A 16994-nucleotide genomic window follows, 5' to 3' on the forward strand; every position below is an offset into this window, starting at 1 on the left:
CACCGTGAACAGCACCGTGCGGCGCGGCGCCGCTGCGGCACCCCACCGGCCGGCGCGCCGGCTTCCCGGCCGGGCCGCCACCGTGCTGGTCGCCGGGCTCCTCGCCGGCGGCCTGGTCGCGGCCGGCACGCCGGCCCGGGCCGCCGAGCCCCCGGACTCCCACACCTTCACCAACACCGTCAACCCGATCCTCGGCGACGGCAGCTACTACTCGGCCGACCCGGCCCCGCTGGTGGTGCCGGCCGGTGCCCCCGGCAACTCCAGCGGCCGGGACGAGCTGTACATCTACACCGGACACGACGAGGCCGGACCCTCCACGAACGACTTCGTCATGAACGAGTGGGGCGCGTTCCGGACCACCGACGTCGAGGCGGGCCGGTGGACCCACTACCCGTCGCTGATGCGGCCGGAGCAGGTCTTCGGCTGGGCCACACCGGGCCGGGCGTACGCCGGCCAGGTGGTCCGGGGCGTCGACGGCCGCTACTACTGGTACGTCCCGATCCACGAGCGGGACAGCCCGGCCGCCGACAAGTTCGCCATCGGCGTCGCCGTCTCGACGAGCCCGACCGGCCCGTGGACCGACCACGCGGGCGGCCCGATCATCTCCCAGCGGGTGCCCACGGCGAACACCATCCACAACATCGACCCGACGGTCCTGATCGACGGCCAGGCCCCCGACCAGCGGGTGTACGTCTACTGGGGCTCGTTCGGCCAGCTCCGGACGCTGGAACTCCAGCCGGACATGAAGACCCCGGTCGGCACCCCGCGTGCCGTCACCGGGCTGACCGGCTTCTTCGAGGCGCCCTGGATCTTCCGGCGCGGCGACACCTACTACTTCGCGTACGCCGGGAACAACGCCGGCCCGACCTCGCCGTGCACCCCGGCGAACTACCACGCCTGCATCGGCTACGCGACGGCGTCGTCGCCGGCCGGACCGTGGACCTATCGGGGCACGATCCTCCGCCCGGTCTCCTCGACGACGAGTCACCCGGGCATCGTGGAGTTCGACGGCCGGTGGTATCTGGCGTACCACACCGCCGACGCGACCGGCGGCGGCCACTTCCGCCGATCGGTGGCGATCGACCCGCTGGAGTGGGACGACACCCAGAGCCCGCCCCGGATGAGGCCGGTGACGCCGACCCCGGTCCGGGGACGCGACCTGACGCCCCGGGCGAACATCGCCCAGGAGGCGACGGTCGGCGTCTCCAACGAGCCGGTGCCCACCCAGTACTGGGTGAAGGCGCTCAACGACGAGATCGTCCGGTCGAACCCGCTGCCGCCGGACATGTGGGGGACCTGGACCGGCAACAACCCGGCCCAGCAGTGGGTGCAGTACACCTGGGACCAGCCGATGCGGATCGCCGGTTCGCAGATCGACTTCTGGAACGACCAGCCGCAGGGCAGCGGGGTGGGCGTCGCCGCGCCGGCCCGCTGGCGGATCGAGTACTGGGACCTCGACGCCGGGCAGTGGGTCGAGGTGCCGAACCCGAGCGGCTATCCGACCGGCACCCAGGGCTTCCAGCACACCACCTTCGACCCGGTGACCAGCACGCAGCTCCGGGCGACCTTCGACGCCTCGACCAACGGCAGCAGCTACTCGGCGGTGGCGGTCGAGGAGTGGAAGGTCCTCGCCGCGCAGCCGGAGACCGTCACCGCGCCACCGATCACGGTCGAGGTCGGCGAGACGGAGCTGCCCGGCACGCTGCCGGTGTCGTTCGGCGCCGAGACGCTGCGGGTGCCGGTCTTCTGGGACCCGGTCGGCCCGGAGCAGGTCGCCCGGCCCGGCACGTTCGACACCCGGGGCACCGTGCTCGGCTACGCCGCCGGGCGGGTCGCCGCGCGGGTCACCGTCATCTCACCGGACGACACCGAGGGGGACGAGACCGCCCCGACGGTGACGCTCACCCCGAGCGGCAGCGCCGGCACCGCCGGCTGGTACCGCTCGGCGGTGCGGGTCCGGGCCGCCGGGGTCGACGACCGGGGCGGCCGGCTGACCATCGCCGCCCGGGTCGACGACGCCGAGCCGAGCGTCGCCACCGGGGTACGCCAGCTCGACGTCACCGTCGCAGGCGACGGCGAGCACACCGTCACCGCGACCGCGACCGACCGGGCCGGCAACGTCTCCACCCGGGCGGACCTCGCCGTACGCATCGACGCGACGCCGCCGGCCAGCACCGCCACAGTGGACGGAGGCACCCGGCGGGTCACGCTGGGCGCGAGCGACGCCACCTCCGGGGTCGCCCGGATCGAGTACGCCGTCGACACCGGCGCCTGGACCCCATACACCGGCCCGATCGCGGCTCCGGACCCGAACCGGCACACCGTCTCGTTCCGGGCCCTCGACGCGGCCGGAAACCTGGAGACCGCCCGGACCGTCACCATCCCGGCCGACCTCTCCGGCCCGCTCACCGGCAACATCGGCCCGGTCGGCACCCCGACCGCCTCCTACACCGCCGGCTGGAACAGCGTCGCCGCGCTCAACGACGGTGCCGACCCGCCGAACCCGGCCCAGGCACAGCTCTGGGGCACCTGGTCCGGCAGCCGTCCGGCGACCCAGTGGGTCCAGTACGACTGGGCCCGCCCCATCCGGATCACCGGTACCGAGCTGAAGTTCTGGCGGGACGCCGACCAGGGCACCGGGGACGGCGTCGCCGAGCCCGACGGCTGGGTGTTGCAGTACTGGGACGAGTCGACCTCGGCCTGGCGGGACGTCACCGGCGCCTCCGGGTACGGCACCAGCAGCACCGCCTTCAACACCGTCACCTTCGACCCGGTCAGCACGCCCCGGGTCCGGGCCACGATCCGGGCCAACGGCAACGGCAGCACCTACTCGGCGGTCGCGATCACCGAGTGGCGGGTGAACGCCGACGACCCGGGCGTACGGGCCGAGCTGCCGGCCACCGTCACCGCCGTGCCGCGCTGCCTCGCCGGCCGGGCGTACCTCGCCGTGCAGGCCCGCAACGACCACGACGCACCGGTCCGGATCGTGCTGGAGACCGCGTACGGCGAGCGCTCCGTGCCGGCGGTCGCGCCCGGGGCCAACGCCTACCAGTCGTTCGCCACCCGGGCGGCCTCGGTGCCGGCGGGCGGGCTGACCTGGGTGACGGTGCGGGTCACCGGGACGGTGCGCGGCGAAGAGGTGACCACCGTGCACTCCGCCGGACACCCCGCCGTCGGCTGCACCGACTGATCTCCGCCATCCCCACCAACCACGAAGACAACGGAGAATCGAATGAGGACATCGAATCGCGGTCGGCTGGTCGCGGCCGGCGCGGCCAGTGTGGTATTGGCCGGCACCATGGCGTTGCCGGCACCGGCGGCGGCCGAGCCGGGCGACAGCGCCGACGTCGAGGTGACGGTCGAAATCGAGCCGATCGAGGAACCGGGGGTACTCGCCCTGTCGATCGCCGCCGACTCGGTCGCGCTCGCCGAGGACGGCTCGACCCTGCTGGTCCGGCAGTTCGTCGGTACCCTGCCGACGGTGACGGTCTCCGACACCCGTACCCCGGCGGAGGTGCCCGAGGGCGCCGCCTGGGCGGTACTCGGCAGCGCCACCGACTTCGTCGGCAGCGCCGGCCAGGCACCGATCGGCGCCGACCACCTCGGCTGGAAGCCGCGGCTGCTCGACGGCGGCGACACCGGCCAGGTGAGCGAGGGCGAGGAGGTGGTGACCGTCCTCGACGAGCCGACCCAGCCGGGCAACAACGTCGGCCTGGTCGACCAGGAGCTGCTGGTCTCCACCTTCGACTCCGGTGCGGTCGCCGGTGACTCGTACTCGGTCGACGCCGACCTCTACCTGCGTACCCCGGTGGATGTCGCGGCCGGCGAGTACGCCTCGACGTTGACGCTGTCCCTGTTCGAGTGAGGCGCGGTGGGGGCCGCGTCCCGGCGGCTCCCACCACATCCCCGCGGTGGAGGATCCCGTGATGGTCCGTGCGTTGCCTCGGCTGCTCGCCGTACTGGCCGTGCTGCTCGGCACCGTGCCGTTCGCCCCGGCCGCCGCCGGGGCGGAGCCGGGCGGGCCGGCGCTCACCTGGGCGGTGCAGCCCGCCGACCGGCACGGTCCGGACGGCCGGCGGTGGATCGAGCACACGCTCGACCCCGGCGAGGTGCTGACCGAGCACCTGGCGGTACGGAACTTCAGCGACGCCGCCGTGGTCTTCTCGCTGAAGGCGGCCGACGGCTACCTCACCGACCGGGGGCGCTTCAACATGCTCCCCTCCGACCGCCCGTCGGTGGACGGCGGCACCTGGATCGGCGTACAGCCGCAGGTGAGGGTCGGGGCCGGGGCGACGAAGGTGGTGCCGTTCACCGTCACCGTGCCGCGCGACGCCACGCCCGGCGACCATCCGGCCGGGATCGCGGCGACGGTCACCAGCGCCGGGGGCACGGTGGCGGTGGAGAGCCGGGTCGGGTTCCGGGTGATGACCCGGGTCAGCGGCACGGTCGCGGCGAGCCTGGCGGTCGACGGCCTCACCGTCGGCTACCGGTACTCCTGGAATCCCTTCGCGGCCGGGACCGTCCGGGTCAGGTACACCGGCACGAACGACGGCAACGTCGCGGTGACCGGCACCGGCACGGTGGCCACCGCCGGACTGTTCGGCCTGGGCGAGCGGGCTGCCCGGGCCGATGCCGGCGAGCTGCTGCCCGGCGGCGGCCGGGAGGTCGAGGTCCGGGTCGGCGGAGTCTGGGCGCTCGGACCACTGCGCACGAGCGTCCGGCTGACCCCGGCCGTGCTCGGCGGCGACCCGGCCGGTGCCGAGATCCGGCCCGGCTCGGCTACCGTGACGGCCTGGGCCCTGCCCTGGCCGCAACTGGCCCTCGCCGCCCTCCTCGCGGCCGTGCTCCTCGCCTTCCGGACCCTGCTCCGGCGGCGTCGGCGGCGGCTGGCGGAGCTGCTCGACCGGGCCCGGGCGGAGGGCCGGGCATCCGCCCTGGTCGGCGGCTCCGGCGCGGCGACCGGAAAGGGTGCCTCGGCCGCCGGCTGACCGCCGCCGCCTGCACGCCCGCCGGCGAGCCCGGAGTCCGGCATCGGCACCGGTGAGCGTGTCCAACCCTGTCCAACGCTGTCCAGCCGGACCCCTCGGCGGGTGGTCCGCGGCCCTACCGTGACCGATCGAGGTTGCCGCATGTGCCGCACCCAGTCAGGGAGGATCCGACGATGACATCGAGAGCCGGGATGGCAGTGGTCGCCGCGGTGGTGCTCGGGTTGGTCTCGACGTCCGGGCAACCGGTGCCGGCCTTCGCCCTGCCCGGCACCGCTTCGGTGGAGCCGGTCGGGCCGACCCGGCAGACCGAGGCCCAGGCGCTGGCGGCCGACCTGGCGACGCTGGCGAAGGAACAGGGCTGGACGCTGGCCCAGGCGCGCGCCCGGCACGAGCTGGCCGAGCGGGTACGCCCACTGCACCGGGCGCTCGCGGCGCGGCTGCCCGACACGTACGTCGGTGCGGTCCTCTCCGAGACCCCGGGGGAGGCGCCCACGTTCCTGGTCAAGGGCGCGGCGCCGGAGTTCGTCCGTACGATGGTGGCCGCCTCCGGAGTCCCGATCCGGATCGTGGACGGCCAGCCGTACTCGGCCGGGGAGTTGGCCGACCGGTCCAGGGCGGTGCACCGGCACCTCAAGGCGATGGGGTACACCTCGATCACCACGGCCGCCGACATCACCGCCGGGCAGGTGCGGGCGACGGTCACCGCCGAGCCGGGCAACGGGCTGCGGGCCGCCACGGTCGCCACGGCGCTGCCTGCGGCACTGCGGCCCGGGCTCGACCTCGACGTCGTCGAGGGCCCGGCCAACATCCGGCACACCAGCCTGTTCGGCGGGATGCCCACCACCCGGCCCGGTGCGGGACTGCTCTGCACCACCGGATTCTCGGTGAGTCCCGGCGGATTCGTCGGCGTGACGACCGCCGCGCACTGCAACAACAGCCAGGCCGCGCACAACGGTGCCCGCCACCCGCTCGATCTCTTCGACGAGCATCTCGGAGACTTCGGCGACGTCGAATGGTCGACGACCTCCGGGGTACCCGTGACCGACGACTTCGTCGCCGGCTCGACCGAGATTCGGAACGTGACCGGCGTCCGGGCCCTGGCCGACATGATGATCGGGGACCAGGCGTGCGTCTTCGGCCAGAGCACCGGCCTGCGCCGCTGTTCGTTCATCGCCGACCTGGACGTCTCGATCACCGATCAGCGGGGCACCTCGCACCGGCAGGTGGCGGTACGGGACAACATCACCCAGGTCGGTGACAGCGGCGGCCCCTGGTTCGTCGGCACCGTGGCGTACGGCACGCACGTGGGCAACGCCCAGGTGAACCGGGCGACGGTCTCCGCCTTCAGCGTCGCCGATCTCTTCGACGAGGCCCTCGGTGTGCGGGTGATGCGGTAGGGGGCAGTGCGAACCGGGGTGCCGGGGCCGGAGCCCCGGCACCCCGGCGTGGTTCACGACGTCGTACCGGTGACGTTCCCGCCGGACTCGGTGACGTAGTAGGTGACGGTGGTGCCGCTCCAGAAGTGGAAGGTGAGGGTGACCCGCTGCCCGTCGTTCACCTCGGCGAAGAACTCCGGCTTCAGCGTGATGGAGTTCGCGCTGTAGTTCGGGGCGAAGGCGACGTCGAACTCCTTGAACGAGGTCCAGTTGTGCGGGCCCGCGTTGCTGCCGTCGGCGTACTTCGCCTCCATGGTGGCGAGTTGGTCACCCCGGAACTGGGTGGGTATCGCGAACGAGGCGGCCGGTCCGGTCGCGTTCGTCAGCACCGGCGGGTCGTACGTGATGATGCTGATCCGCCAGGGCACGCCCTGGGAGAACCGCGCCTGGATGTTCGCGTTGACGCCGTACGCCCGGGAGCCGACCAGCCGGGTGACGGCGGCGGCGGTGAGCGTGAGGGTGTTGCCGGAGACCGTGTAGTCGGTGCCGTTGACCAGGTCGGTGTTGCCCTGGCGCAGGCCGGCGAAGGTGGTGCCGTTCAGGTTCAGCGTCAGGCTCTTGCTGGTGATCGCGCCGGTCCTCGGCACGTACACCTGGTCGCTGGACGCGGTGCCGGAACGGGTGGTCCAGCTCGACCTGATCTGCGCGAAGAGTTCCGGGTCGCTCCACTGGAACGAGGTACGGCCGAAGTGCTGCCCGTTGTCCCACAGCTGGGTGGTGATCCGGCGGTTGCGGGCGTAGTAGCCGAGGTACTCGAAGAACTTCAGTTTCTCGCCCTGCTCGACCGTGCCGGTGTGCCGGTCGAAGCCGAGCAGCCCGTACTCGCCGATGATGACCGGGATGTTGCGGGCGACGAAGGCGTTGTAGACGCGGTCGAAGACGCCGGTCAGGTCCTGCTGCACGGTGGCGTCGAAGCGGGTGCCACCGGCGACGTTCACGCTGAACGGCCAGTACCCGTAGAAGTGGACGGTGGCGATCAGGTTGGGGTCGTTCAGCGTGTTGAAGGTGCTGACCAGCTCGTCGACCCGGGGCTGGTCGGCCGAGGTGTGCAGGGTGGGCAGCACCAGCAGCCGGGTGGCGTTGCCGCCGCCGGACTGCCGGACGATGCGGTGGAACGACGTGTTCAGCTCGTGCAGCAGGGTCGCGTTCTGGGCGTCGCCGGAGCTGCCGGTGAACTGCGGCTCGTTGACGCTCTCGAAGGTCAGCCGGGGTGAGGCGTCCCGGAACGCGGCGGCGATCTGGGTCCAGAGCGCGTTGTAGCGGTTGAGGACGTTCGTACGGTCGGTCGGCATCGTGTTGATCCACTGCCACGAGTCGTGGTGGATGTTGATCATCACGTAGAAGCCGTCGGCGAGCGCCCAGTTGACCACCTCGCGTACCCGGTTGAGCCAGGCCGCGTCGATCGTGTAACTCGGCGCCGCGCCGTGGTGGTTGCTCCAGGTGACCGGGATCCGGATGCTGTTGAACCCCTGCGCCCGGATGTTGTCCAGCAGCGCCTCCGTCACCCGGGGGTTGCCCCAGGCGGTCTCGTCGGCGCCGACCGCGTCGAACGAGTTGCCGAGGTTCCAGCCCGGCTGCATCGCGGCGACCGCCGCCATCGCGTTGCCGGCCGGGGGCGGGGTGGTCGGCGGCCGGGTCGTCGGCGGCGCGCTGGTCGGCGGCCGGGTGCTCGGCTGGCCCGTCGGCCCGCCGACCTCGCCGGTGCAGGCGACACCGTTGAGCGCGAACGACGTCGGCACGGTGTTCGTACCGGTCCAGGAGCCGTTGAAGCCGAACGACACCGTCGCGTTGGTCGCGATCGCGCCGTTGTGGCTGACGTTGGTCGCGGTCACCTGGCTGCCCGAGGAGGTGACGTTCGCGTTCCACGCCTGGGTGACCCGCTGACCGGACGGGAACGTCCAGACCAGGCTCCAACCGCTGACCGGGTCACCGAGGTTGGTGATGCCGACGTTGGCGGTGAAGCCGCCCGACCACTGCGCCGAGGTCGAGTACGCCACCCGGCAGCCCGCGGCCGCCTGGGCGCTGACCGCCACCGTCACCCCCGAGACCAGCAGTACGGCGGCGCTCGCCGCGACCAGACCGACCCGCCATCGGGCTCTTCGCACCGTGCTCTGCAGACTCACAATGGGACTCCTTGCCTGGGTTCCGGCGCCGGAAGGTGATGGGGCACGCCGCAGGGGAGGGCGTCGCGGTGCCCCCGGAGAGCCGAGATTAAGTTTGGTTACCAAACTTTGTCAATCGGCGTCCGGCTATGCCTCGATCACCCGGCCCAGGTGCGTCGGCGCCTCCCGCTCGCGGGGCGTCGGCGTCGCCAACTGGGCGACGCGGCCGCTGCCGGGCAACCGGGAAGACCGCGGGCCTCCGGCGCCCGCTCCCGACTCCGGCCGCGGATCGCCGGCCCACCGGCGGCAGGTGGACCCGGCGGCAGCGTCGACCGGTCGCGGATGCCGGCGGGTTACGGCGCCGGAGTCGTCGGCGGGGTCGGCGGCGGTGGGTCGACGGCGATCCCGATCCGCGCCGGGGCGGAGTAGTTGCCCGAGCTGTCGAAGGCCCGCACCTCGAACAGGTACTCGCCGAACCCGCGCGAGACGCCGTAGGCGAAGGTGTCGCCGACCAGGGTGGTCGCGGTGGCGGTGCCGGTCTGCCGCACCTGGTAACCCGCGATGAAGGCGTTGTCCCGGGAGGGGTCCCAGCTGAGCCGGTAGTAGCCGTCGCGCGGGCCGGTGAGCCGCAGGTTGGCCGGGGCATCCGGGGGAACGCTGTCCGGCAGCGAGCCCAGCTTGATGATGGCGAACGGCGACGAGTTGCCGGCGGCGTCGAGCGCCCGGATGCCGAAGGTGAAGAGCATCGGCGGCGGGACCGGCATGCTGAGGCTGGTCCCGGTGGTGGTGGCGAACCTTCTGCCGTTGGAGAAGAGCTCGTAGCCGGTGACGCCCCGGTCGTCGGAGGAGGCGTCCCAGAGCAGCGTCAGGGTGTAGCCCTCGAACAGCGTCCGGGGGTTGGCCGGGACGAGCGGCGGGCTGACGTCCGGCCCGCTGCCCTGCCCCGGGGTGCCCGCCACGGCCGACCCGCCCGACTGGGCGGCGACGGGCAGCGGCACTGCCGTCGCGCCGCCGAGGATCAGGGCCGCGGAAAGGGCCGCCGTCATTGCCCGGTGGCGCGTCGGGACCGTCATGGTGATCAGATTAATCACCTTCGATGTGTCTGGGCAATCGTCCGGCGCCGCTCCCGCCGTACCTGCCGAATCCGGCGTATCTGGTCCGGGCGGCCGTCTGCGGGCGAACCGGCCCGGTAGCCGACATCGGGGGGCGTCGCGCGGCGGTGTCGACCGGCGGGCGGTGCTCAGGCGGTGGCCGCCTCCGCCGAGGGCCCCGGGCTTTCCGTCGCGCGGTCCAGCAGCTCGGTGAGGCCGGTGATCTCCAGGGTCGCCGAGAGGAACGGCGGGATCGGGCGTACCGTGACCGGAATGCCCGACTCGCGGCCGCGACTCCAGGCGTAAACCAGGACGGCCAGGCCGGTGCTGTCGACGAAGGTCAGCCGTTCGAGGTCGACGGTCAGCGCCCGCGGCGCGGAGTCCAGCGCGGAGGCCAGTGCCGTCCGCAGCAGCTCGGCGCAGGGGAAGTCGAGGTCGCCGCTGACCGTGACGACGGTGTGCTCGCCCTGGCGGACGTCGATGGTCAGCGGTATCGGTGTCGGTATCGCCTGATCCAACCGGTCACCTCCGAGCTCTTCCACGCCGTTCAACTCTAGGGCACCGGCACCCGTGCTGCCCGACGGGACGACGGCGGCGATCGCCGAGGTCAGGGCCGCCGTCGCCGATACATGCCGGGTGACAAGTAACCGCGTAGGGTGGGGCGCAGGCATGAGGACAGGAGTACGACTCGCGTGAACACCGCCAATCTCGCCGGCTGGGAGTCGGGCCGTCGCCCGGTTCCCAGGGCGGCGTCGAACGGCGCGAGTGCGGTCGAGTCGTCGACACCTTCCGTGATCAGCCCATCAACACTTGGTGACGAGGTCGTCGACAACTTCCGCGAGGGTGTGGTGGTGTGCGACTCCTCCGGAACCGTCCTCGGGTTCAGCCAGCCCGCCGGTCACCTGCTGCCCGGGCTTGCCGTCGGCCGGACCCTCGCCGGCTCCGGCGTGCCTGCGCTCGTCCCGGGCGAACTGACCCTGGCCGACCGCCGGGTGCGGTGCCGCCAGGTGAACCTGAGCATCGGCGGCGTGGCCAGCACCGTCTGGTACGTCGAGGACGTGACCGACGCGATCGCCCGCTCCGACGCGCTGCTCGCCGAACGGGGGCGGGCGCGGTTCCTGGAGACCGCGAGCCAACTGCTGGGCAACCCGCTGCACGAGGACCGGACGGCCCGGGCCGCCGCCCGGCTCGCCGTACCCAGGCTCGGCGACGTCGCCGTGATCGTGCTGATGCCGCGTCGCGGCCGGGTCCGGTGGTGGCGGGCGTCGCTGGACGACGGCGAACGGCACGTGGTCGACGGCGGCCTGCTGACCGCCGACCAGGTACCGCCGGCGGTGGTCGAGGCGTGGCAGGGCGGCGAGCCGTCCGAGGTCGACTGGCTGGCCGACCAGTGCGCCGACGTCGGCTGGCTCGACGGCCGCGACGCCGCCTCGGTCTCGGTACGGGTGGTCCCGCTGCCGGGCCGGGCCGCACCGACCGGCGCACTGCTGGTGGTACGCGAGGGCGGCGAACTCGACGGGGACGACCTGGAGCTGCTGCGCGGCTACGCGGCGCGGGCCGGTGGGGCGCTCGACGCGGCGGTGCTCTACCGCGACCAGGCCGAGGTCGCCGACACCCTCCAGGCCAGCCTCGCGCCGACGGACCCGCCGCCCGTCCCGGGCGTGCAGTGGGGCGCCGCCTACCGGCCCGCGCAGAGTTCGCTGCGGATCGGCGGAGACTTCTACGGCGCGCACGCGCAGCCCGACGGCAGCACGCTCTTCTTCCTGGGTGACGTCTCCGGCAAGGGGGTCGACGCGGCGGTGTTCACCGGCCAGATCCGCCAGGGCATCCAGGCGCTGCGCCGCATCGAGTCCGATCCCGCTCGGCTGATCTCGCTGCTCAACGGCTCGCTGCTGGAGACCACCCGGGCGCACGGGCACGGCCGCTTCGCCACCATGGTGCTCGGCCGGGCGCATCCGGCACCGTCCGGCGGGCTGTCGCTGACGCTGGCCAGCGGCGGGCACCTGCCGCCGCTGGTGCTGCGCGCCGACGGCGGGGTCGAGTCGGTCGAGCTGCGCGGCATGCTCGTCGGAGTGGTGCCCGACCCCCGGATCGCCTCGGTCACCGTGCAACTCGGCCAGGGCGAGACGTGCCTGTTGTTCAGCGACGGGGTGACCGAGGCGCGCGGCGGGATCCGCGGCGAGCAGTTCGGCACCACCCGACTGGTCGAGGCGCTGCAAGGCTGTGCCCGCATGCCGGCGCCCGCGCTGGCCGAGCGGGTCGAGCAGGTCTGCGGCGACTGGCTCGGCGGGCGCGACCACGACGACATCGCCGTCTTCGCGATCCGGGCCGTACCGCCCGGCGCGGCGGCGCGGCACCTGCGGGTGGTCTCGTGACCGCCGTGCTGAGCGGGGCGGTGCAGGAGGCCTATCCCGACTATCTGCGCCGGCTGGACGAGGCCGACGAGAGCGGGGCGATCGACCTGGCGCTGGAGCTGCTGGAGCGCGGCGTCGCCCCGGAGGACGTACTCCTTTCCCTGGTCGCACCGGCGCAGGCGCAGGTCGGCGAGTGGTGGCAGCGCAACGAGTGGAGCGTGGCCCAGGAACACGCCGCGACCCACGTCAGCGAGCGGGTGGTCGCGGCGGTCGCCTCCGCCGTACGCCCACGGCCGTACCGGGACCGGGTGGTGGTCGCCTGCATGGACGGCGAGTGGCACGCGCTGCCGGCCCGGCTCGTCGCCGAGGTGCTCCGGCTGGACGGCTGGGACGTGACCTTCCTCGGCGCGAGCGTGCCGGCCGCCCATCTCGTCTCCTACCTGCACCGACACGATCCCCGGGCGGTGGCGCTCGGCTGCTCGCTGCCGATGCGGCTGCCGCACGCGGCCCGGTTCGTCGAGGCGTGCCGGCGTAGCGACGTGCCGGTGCTGGTCGGCGGCCGGGGGTTCGGGCCGGACGGCCGGTGGGCGGCGCGGCTCGGCGTACCGTGGGTCCCGGACGCCCGGGCCGCCTCCACGGCGTTGACCGGGATGTCCCTGCCGGCCTGGCACACGTCCGCCGCCGTCGACGTGGACGACGCAGAGTACGCCGGCCTGGTCGCCGCCCGGGTCGAGCTGATCGACCTCTGCGTGGCCCGGATCCCCGACGTCGCGCGGTACACCCCGGCGCAGCTCGACGCCACCGTCGCCGATCTCGGTCACATCGTCGACACGCTCGCCGCCGCGGTCTACGTGGACGACGGCACCCTCTTCGCCGACTTCGCCGTCTGGCTCGGTGAGGTGCTCGCCAGTCGGAAGGTGCCGCTGCGTACCGTGGACAACGCCTTCGACCTGATGGCGGAGCGGCTGCGCGACTTCCCGCGCGCCCTGCACTTCCTGCGTTCCACCCGGCTGACCCCGGGCGGCTCCTGACCCGGGCGGGCAGCCGGTCGACGCCGGGAGTCGGGCGTCCCGGGCCGGCGGGCCACCGGACCGGTCGGCGTGCGAGGGTGAACCGATGACGACCATGGCGCAGCTTCGCAGGACGGCGCTCTCGCTGCCCGAAACCGTCGAGCGGGGCACCCGGGCCGGCACGGTCGAGTTCACCGTGCACGACAGGTGGTTCGCCTCGACGGACGGCGACGACCACGTCCGGCTCCACCTGCCCGGTCCGGAGGTGGACGAACTCCTCGCGGCCCATCCGACCGGTACCCGGCTGACCCGTGGCGGGACGCAGGTCGGCGTACGCCTGCCGCTGCGGGACGTCGACGGTCAGCAGCTCAACCACTGGGTACGCCGGGCCTGGCTCGCCCGGGCACCGAAGCGGCTCGCCGCACGGGCGGCCGCCGCGCAGATCGCCGTCCCGGGTGAGGTCGGTGACCTGCCGAGGGGCATCGGACGACCGGCCACCCAGGCACTGCTCGACGCCGGCATCCGCACCCTCGACCAGGTCGCCCGACTGACCGAGGCCGAACTGCTGGCGATGCACGGGATCGGACCGAAGGCGGTGCGGATCCTCGGCGAGGCGCTGGCCGGCTCCGGACGCTCCGGCAGGACCTGACCCACCGCGAACCCCGACAGCGGGACGTCGACAAAGGGCGTAGATCACCGTGACCGCCGCAGGCTGGGCGGCTACGGTTTCAGTGATCGACAAGCCTGGGCGTCGGCGGCACACCGCCGCGCCGGCGGCGCGAGCCTGCCCGGACGACGGGCGGAAGAGGGAGTGAGCGTGGCGCAGCGCAGGGCACTGGTGGTTCGCGGCGGATGGGAGGGACACCAGCCGGTCAGGGCGACCGAGTTGTTCATTCCGTTCCTCGAACGTAACGACTACGCCGTACGGGTCGAGGAGTCGACGGAGGTCTACGCCGACGCCGCCGAACTGGCCGACACCGACCTCGTCGTGCAGTGCGTGACGATGTCGCAGATCACCCCGGAGCAGTTGGCGGGCCTCTCCGCCGCCGTCGTCGCCGGCACCGGCTTCACCGGCTGGCACGGCGGTATCGCGGACTCGTTCCGGGCCTCCTCCGACTATCTGCACCTGGTGGGCGGTCAGTTCGCCACCCATCCGGGCAAGGAGCCGTGCGAGCGGCACGGCGGCGAGCAGGACAACTTCCTGCCGCACACGGTGAACATCACCGAGCTGGGCCGGGAGCATCCGATCACCGCGGGGATCGAGGACTTCGACCTGGTCACCGAGCAGTACTGGGTGCTGCACGACGACCTGATCGACGTGCTGGCCACCACGACGCACCCGACGCGGCAGTGGCACCCGTGGCACCGGCCGGTCACCTCGCCGGCGATCTGGACCCGGCAGTGGGGTGCCGGGCGGATCGTCGTGACCACCCCGGGACACAGCCTCGACGTGCTGGAGCACCCGAGCGTGCGTACCGTCATCGAGAGGGGGATGGTGTGGGCGACCCGCACGGCGTCGGCATCGTAGGTCTCGGGGTCATCTCCCGGGCGTACCTGGAGACGCTGGCGGACCACGCCGAGTTGCGCATCGCGGCGGTGGCGGACCTCGACGCCGCCCGGTCGGCGGCGGTCGCCGCCGACCTGCCCGGCACCGAGGCGTGCGGCGTCGAGCGCCTGCTCGACCACCCCGACGTGCGGACCGTGCTCAACCTGACGATCCCGGCCGCGCACGCCGAACTCTCGCTCGCCGCGATCGACGCGGGCAAGAACGTCTACGTCGAGAAGCCGCTCGCCGTCACGTTCCCGGACGGCCGCGCGATCGTCGAGCGGGCCACGTCGGCCGGTGTCCGGCTGGGCTGCGCCCCGGACACCGTCCTCGGCACGGGTACCCAGACCGCCCGGGCGGCCATCGACGGCGGCCTCATCGGGCGCCCCTTCTCCGCCTCGGCCGTGATGGTCACCCCCGGGCACGAGCGGTGGCACCCCCACCCCGACTTCTACTACGCCCCGGGCGGCGGCCCGCTGCTGGACATGGGGCCGTACTACATCTCGGCCCTGGTTCACCTGCTCGGGCCGGTACGCGCGGTGGTCGGTGCCGGCAGCCGGCTGCGTACCGAGCGGGTGATCGGTTCCGGCCCGCGTACCGGAGAGCGGGTCCCGGTCGAGGTGGACAGTCACGTGACCGGGGTGCTCGAACACGCCGACGGTGCCCTCTCCACCATCACGACGAGCTTCGACGGCGTGGCGACGACGGCCGCACCGATCGAGGTGCACGGCGAGACGGGCAGCCTCGCCGTACCCGACCCGAACCGCTTCGACGGCGAGGTCCGGCTCTTCCCGCTCGGCGGTACCGGCTGGCGGGCGCTGGAACCACGGGCGGGCTACGCCCACGGCTCCCGGGGGCTGGGCCTGATCGACCTGGTCCGGGCGGACGGCCGACGACCGCCCCGGGCCGGCGGCGGGTTCGCCCTGCATGTGCTGGAGACGATGACCGCGCTGCTCCGGTCGGCCGCCGAGGGCCGGCGGATCGAGCTGACGACCGTGGCGGAGCGGCCGGTGCCGGTCCCGCACACCCCGGCCGAGGAGTGGCGGGGAGGCCCGGCGGCCACAAGCTGAGCCCTGCCGCGTCGGTAAGGTCAGGAGGCCGCCGCGCGCAGGGCCCAGAAGTTCGACCGGTACTGGTCGTGGATCGTCGCGGACTCGATCCGGAGCAGCGCCTCGTCGTTCTCCCGCAGCGCCGCGTTCGTGTAGTTGTGGCTGCCGGTCATCACCCACTTGCTGTTCCGGGTACCGGCATAGGTGCCCTCGATCAGCATGTACTTGGAGTGCACGATGTAGTCGCCACTGATCCGGTAGAGGACGATCCGGGAGTGGCCGCTCAGGATGCGGAGCACGTCGGCGTCCATGCTGGTGTAGACGACCTCGATCCAGCACTTCCGGTCGGCCAGCGAGCGGAGTTCCTCGGCGATGCCGTTCCGGCTGAAATACCACATCCCGATCCGGATGATCGTCCGACCGGTCTCGGTACCGACCGTGGTGTTGCCCTCGCAGGTCACGTTCTCGTTGAGCATGTTGTAGATGGTGTCGGTGGTCCGGTCCGACCCCGCCCGAGGGAAGAAGTACGCCTTGGCGTTGCCGCTGCCGACCGTGCGGTAGTAGTCGCTGTTCTTGGCCTTCGCCGCCAGGTCGCCGAAGTAGTCGAGGTAGGCGTCGTAGAGGCCGGCGTTTCCGACCAGGGTCACGGCGTTGTTCCAGTACGCCGTGGCGTTGCTGACCGTCAGGTTCGCCGAACTCTGCACCAGTACGTTGTTCGAGCCGGAGGTGCTGGAGAAGAGGAAGAACTTGTTGTGCATGATCGGCGAGCCGGAGTTGCCGATGCACGCCGCGCCCTGGGTGCAGAAGACCAGCCACGACCGGTTGGCCCGGTTGCTGCCCAGCGTCGCCCGCATGGTGTCCACCGCCGGGTACTGCTCCGACAGGTAGTCCAGGACGAGCCGTACGTTCACCCCGCGGTTGTGGGCCGCCACGATGTCGTCGGCGACCGAGGTGGAGGTCCAGTGGTACATCGCGATGGAGATGGTCGAACCCGCCGGGGCGCCCTGCACCAGCCCTCGGATGTGGTCGACGATCCGGTACTGCTCGGCGGTCGCGGTCGGGTTGTTGAAGATCGCGCCGCTGGCCACGGCGCCCACCGCCGGGGTGGACGGCAGCACCGTCCCGGCGACCACCAGGGCGGCCGCCACCAGCGCTGCGACCGTACGACGTAGGGACATGCTCGCCTCCGGACAGCCCGTCACACCGACGTGAACAATCGACGATCATGCCAGGCCGGTCCGCCACGCGGGGGGTCGACGGCGATCGGCGCACCGGACGGAGCGGTCGGAACCGGAGCCCGGGACCGCCCCGGCTCCGGGCGCCGGGCGCCGAAAACCGGTTGCTCGACCGGCCGGGTCCGACCAGGGTGGGGGCATGACGTTCTGACGGGCCCTACCCAGGTGAGCCGAAGCCCCGTG

13 protein-coding genes are annotated in these 16994 nt (G+C 72.8%); 9 read left to right on the top strand and 4 right to left on the bottom strand.

Translation table 11 applies throughout. The annotated features are described in order from the left end of the window. The first annotated feature begins 4 nt into the window (after window positions 1-4). The 4 genes from C6361_RS21970 to C6361_RS21985 all read left to right on the top strand — a co-directional run bounded on the left by C6361_RS21970 (window position 5) and on the right by C6361_RS21985 (window position 6385). On the top strand, window positions 5-3190 hold the full coding sequence (locus C6361_RS21970) for a family 43 glycosylhydrolase (RefSeq protein WP_369930296.1): 3186 nt from the start codon (window positions 5-7) through the stop codon (window positions 3188-3190). A 42-nt stretch (window positions 3191-3232) separates the two neighbouring features. Continuing rightward, window positions 3233-3865 carry a hypothetical protein gene (locus tag C6361_RS21975; RefSeq protein ID WP_107268853.1) on the top strand — a complete coding sequence of 211 codons (633 nt, stop codon included), beginning with the start codon at window positions 3233-3235 and terminating at the stop codon, window positions 3863-3865. 61 nt (window positions 3866-3926) lie between these two features. Then, window positions 3927-4988, top strand: coding sequence for a hypothetical protein (locus C6361_RS21980; protein ID WP_107271100.1), 1062 nt, complete (start codon window positions 3927-3929; stop codon window positions 4986-4988). A 173-nt stretch (window positions 4989-5161) separates the two neighbouring features. Next, window positions 5162-6385, top strand: a complete 1224-nt coding sequence (locus tag C6361_RS21985) for a hypothetical protein (protein ID WP_159079421.1) — start codon at window positions 5162-5164, stop codon at window positions 6383-6385. Window positions 6386-6438: 53 nt separating this feature from the next. Here C6361_RS21985 and C6361_RS21990 read toward each other — a convergent pair whose 3' ends face one another. From C6361_RS21990 to C6361_RS22000, 3 genes are all read right to left on the bottom strand, one after another. Beyond that, a complete protein-coding gene (locus tag C6361_RS21990) occupies window positions 6439-8547 on the bottom strand; it encodes a cellulase family glycosylhydrolase (RefSeq protein WP_369930299.1) in 2109 nt (702 codons plus the stop codon). Window positions 8548-8879: 332 nt separating this feature from the next. Beyond that, a complete protein-coding gene (locus C6361_RS21995; RefSeq protein WP_159079422.1) occupies window positions 8880-9599 on the bottom strand; it encodes a fibronectin type III domain-containing protein in 720 nt (239 codons plus the stop codon). Window positions 9600-9766: 167 nt separating this feature from the next. After that, a complete protein-coding gene (locus tag C6361_RS22000; protein ID WP_159079423.1) occupies window positions 9767-10159 on the bottom strand; it encodes an STAS domain-containing protein in 393 nt (130 codons plus the stop codon). A 150-nt stretch (window positions 10160-10309) separates the two neighbouring features. Between C6361_RS22000 and C6361_RS22005 the strand changes: the two genes are divergently transcribed. The 5 genes from C6361_RS22005 to C6361_RS22025 all read left to right on the top strand — a co-directional run bounded on the left by C6361_RS22005 (window position 10310) and on the right by C6361_RS22025 (window position 15597). Further along, window positions 10310-11992 (top strand): PP2C family protein-serine/threonine phosphatase, encoded by a 1683-nt coding sequence (locus C6361_RS22005; RefSeq protein WP_107268856.1) that lies wholly within the window; start codon window positions 10310-10312, stop codon window positions 11990-11992. Beyond that, a complete protein-coding gene (locus tag C6361_RS22010; RefSeq protein WP_107268857.1) occupies window positions 11989-13002 on the top strand; it encodes a B12-binding domain-containing protein in 1014 nt (337 codons plus the stop codon). The genes C6361_RS22005 and C6361_RS22010 overlap by 4 nt, the downstream gene beginning before the upstream one ends. A gap of 85 nt (window positions 13003-13087) precedes the next feature. After that, window positions 13088-13630, top strand: a complete 543-nt coding sequence (locus C6361_RS22015) for a helix-hairpin-helix domain-containing protein (protein ID WP_107268858.1) — start codon at window positions 13088-13090, stop codon at window positions 13628-13630. A 168-nt stretch (window positions 13631-13798) separates the two neighbouring features. Beyond that, window positions 13799-14509: a ThuA domain-containing protein gene (locus C6361_RS22020; RefSeq protein WP_107271102.1), complete on the top strand. Its 711-nt coding sequence runs from the start codon at window positions 13799-13801 to the stop codon at window positions 14507-14509. After that, window positions 14479-15597, top strand: a complete 1119-nt coding sequence (locus C6361_RS22025) for a Gfo/Idh/MocA family protein (protein ID WP_107258916.1) — start codon at window positions 14479-14481, stop codon at window positions 15595-15597. The genes C6361_RS22020 and C6361_RS22025 overlap by 31 nt, the downstream gene beginning before the upstream one ends. A gap of 20 nt (window positions 15598-15617) precedes the next feature. Here the strand turns inward: C6361_RS22025 and C6361_RS22030 are convergent, their stop codons facing one another. After that, the gene (locus C6361_RS22030) at window positions 15618-16754 is read right to left on the bottom strand and encodes a phosphatidylserine/phosphatidylglycerophosphate/cardiolipin synthase family protein (RefSeq protein WP_107268859.1); all 1137 of its coding nucleotides are present in this window, start codon (window positions 16752-16754) and stop codon (window positions 15618-15620) included. Window positions 16755-16994 lie beyond the last annotated feature (240 nt).

Source organism: Plantactinospora sp. BC1, assembly GCF_003030345.1.
Lineage (GTDB): Bacteria > Actinomycetota > Actinomycetes > Mycobacteriales > Micromonosporaceae > Plantactinospora.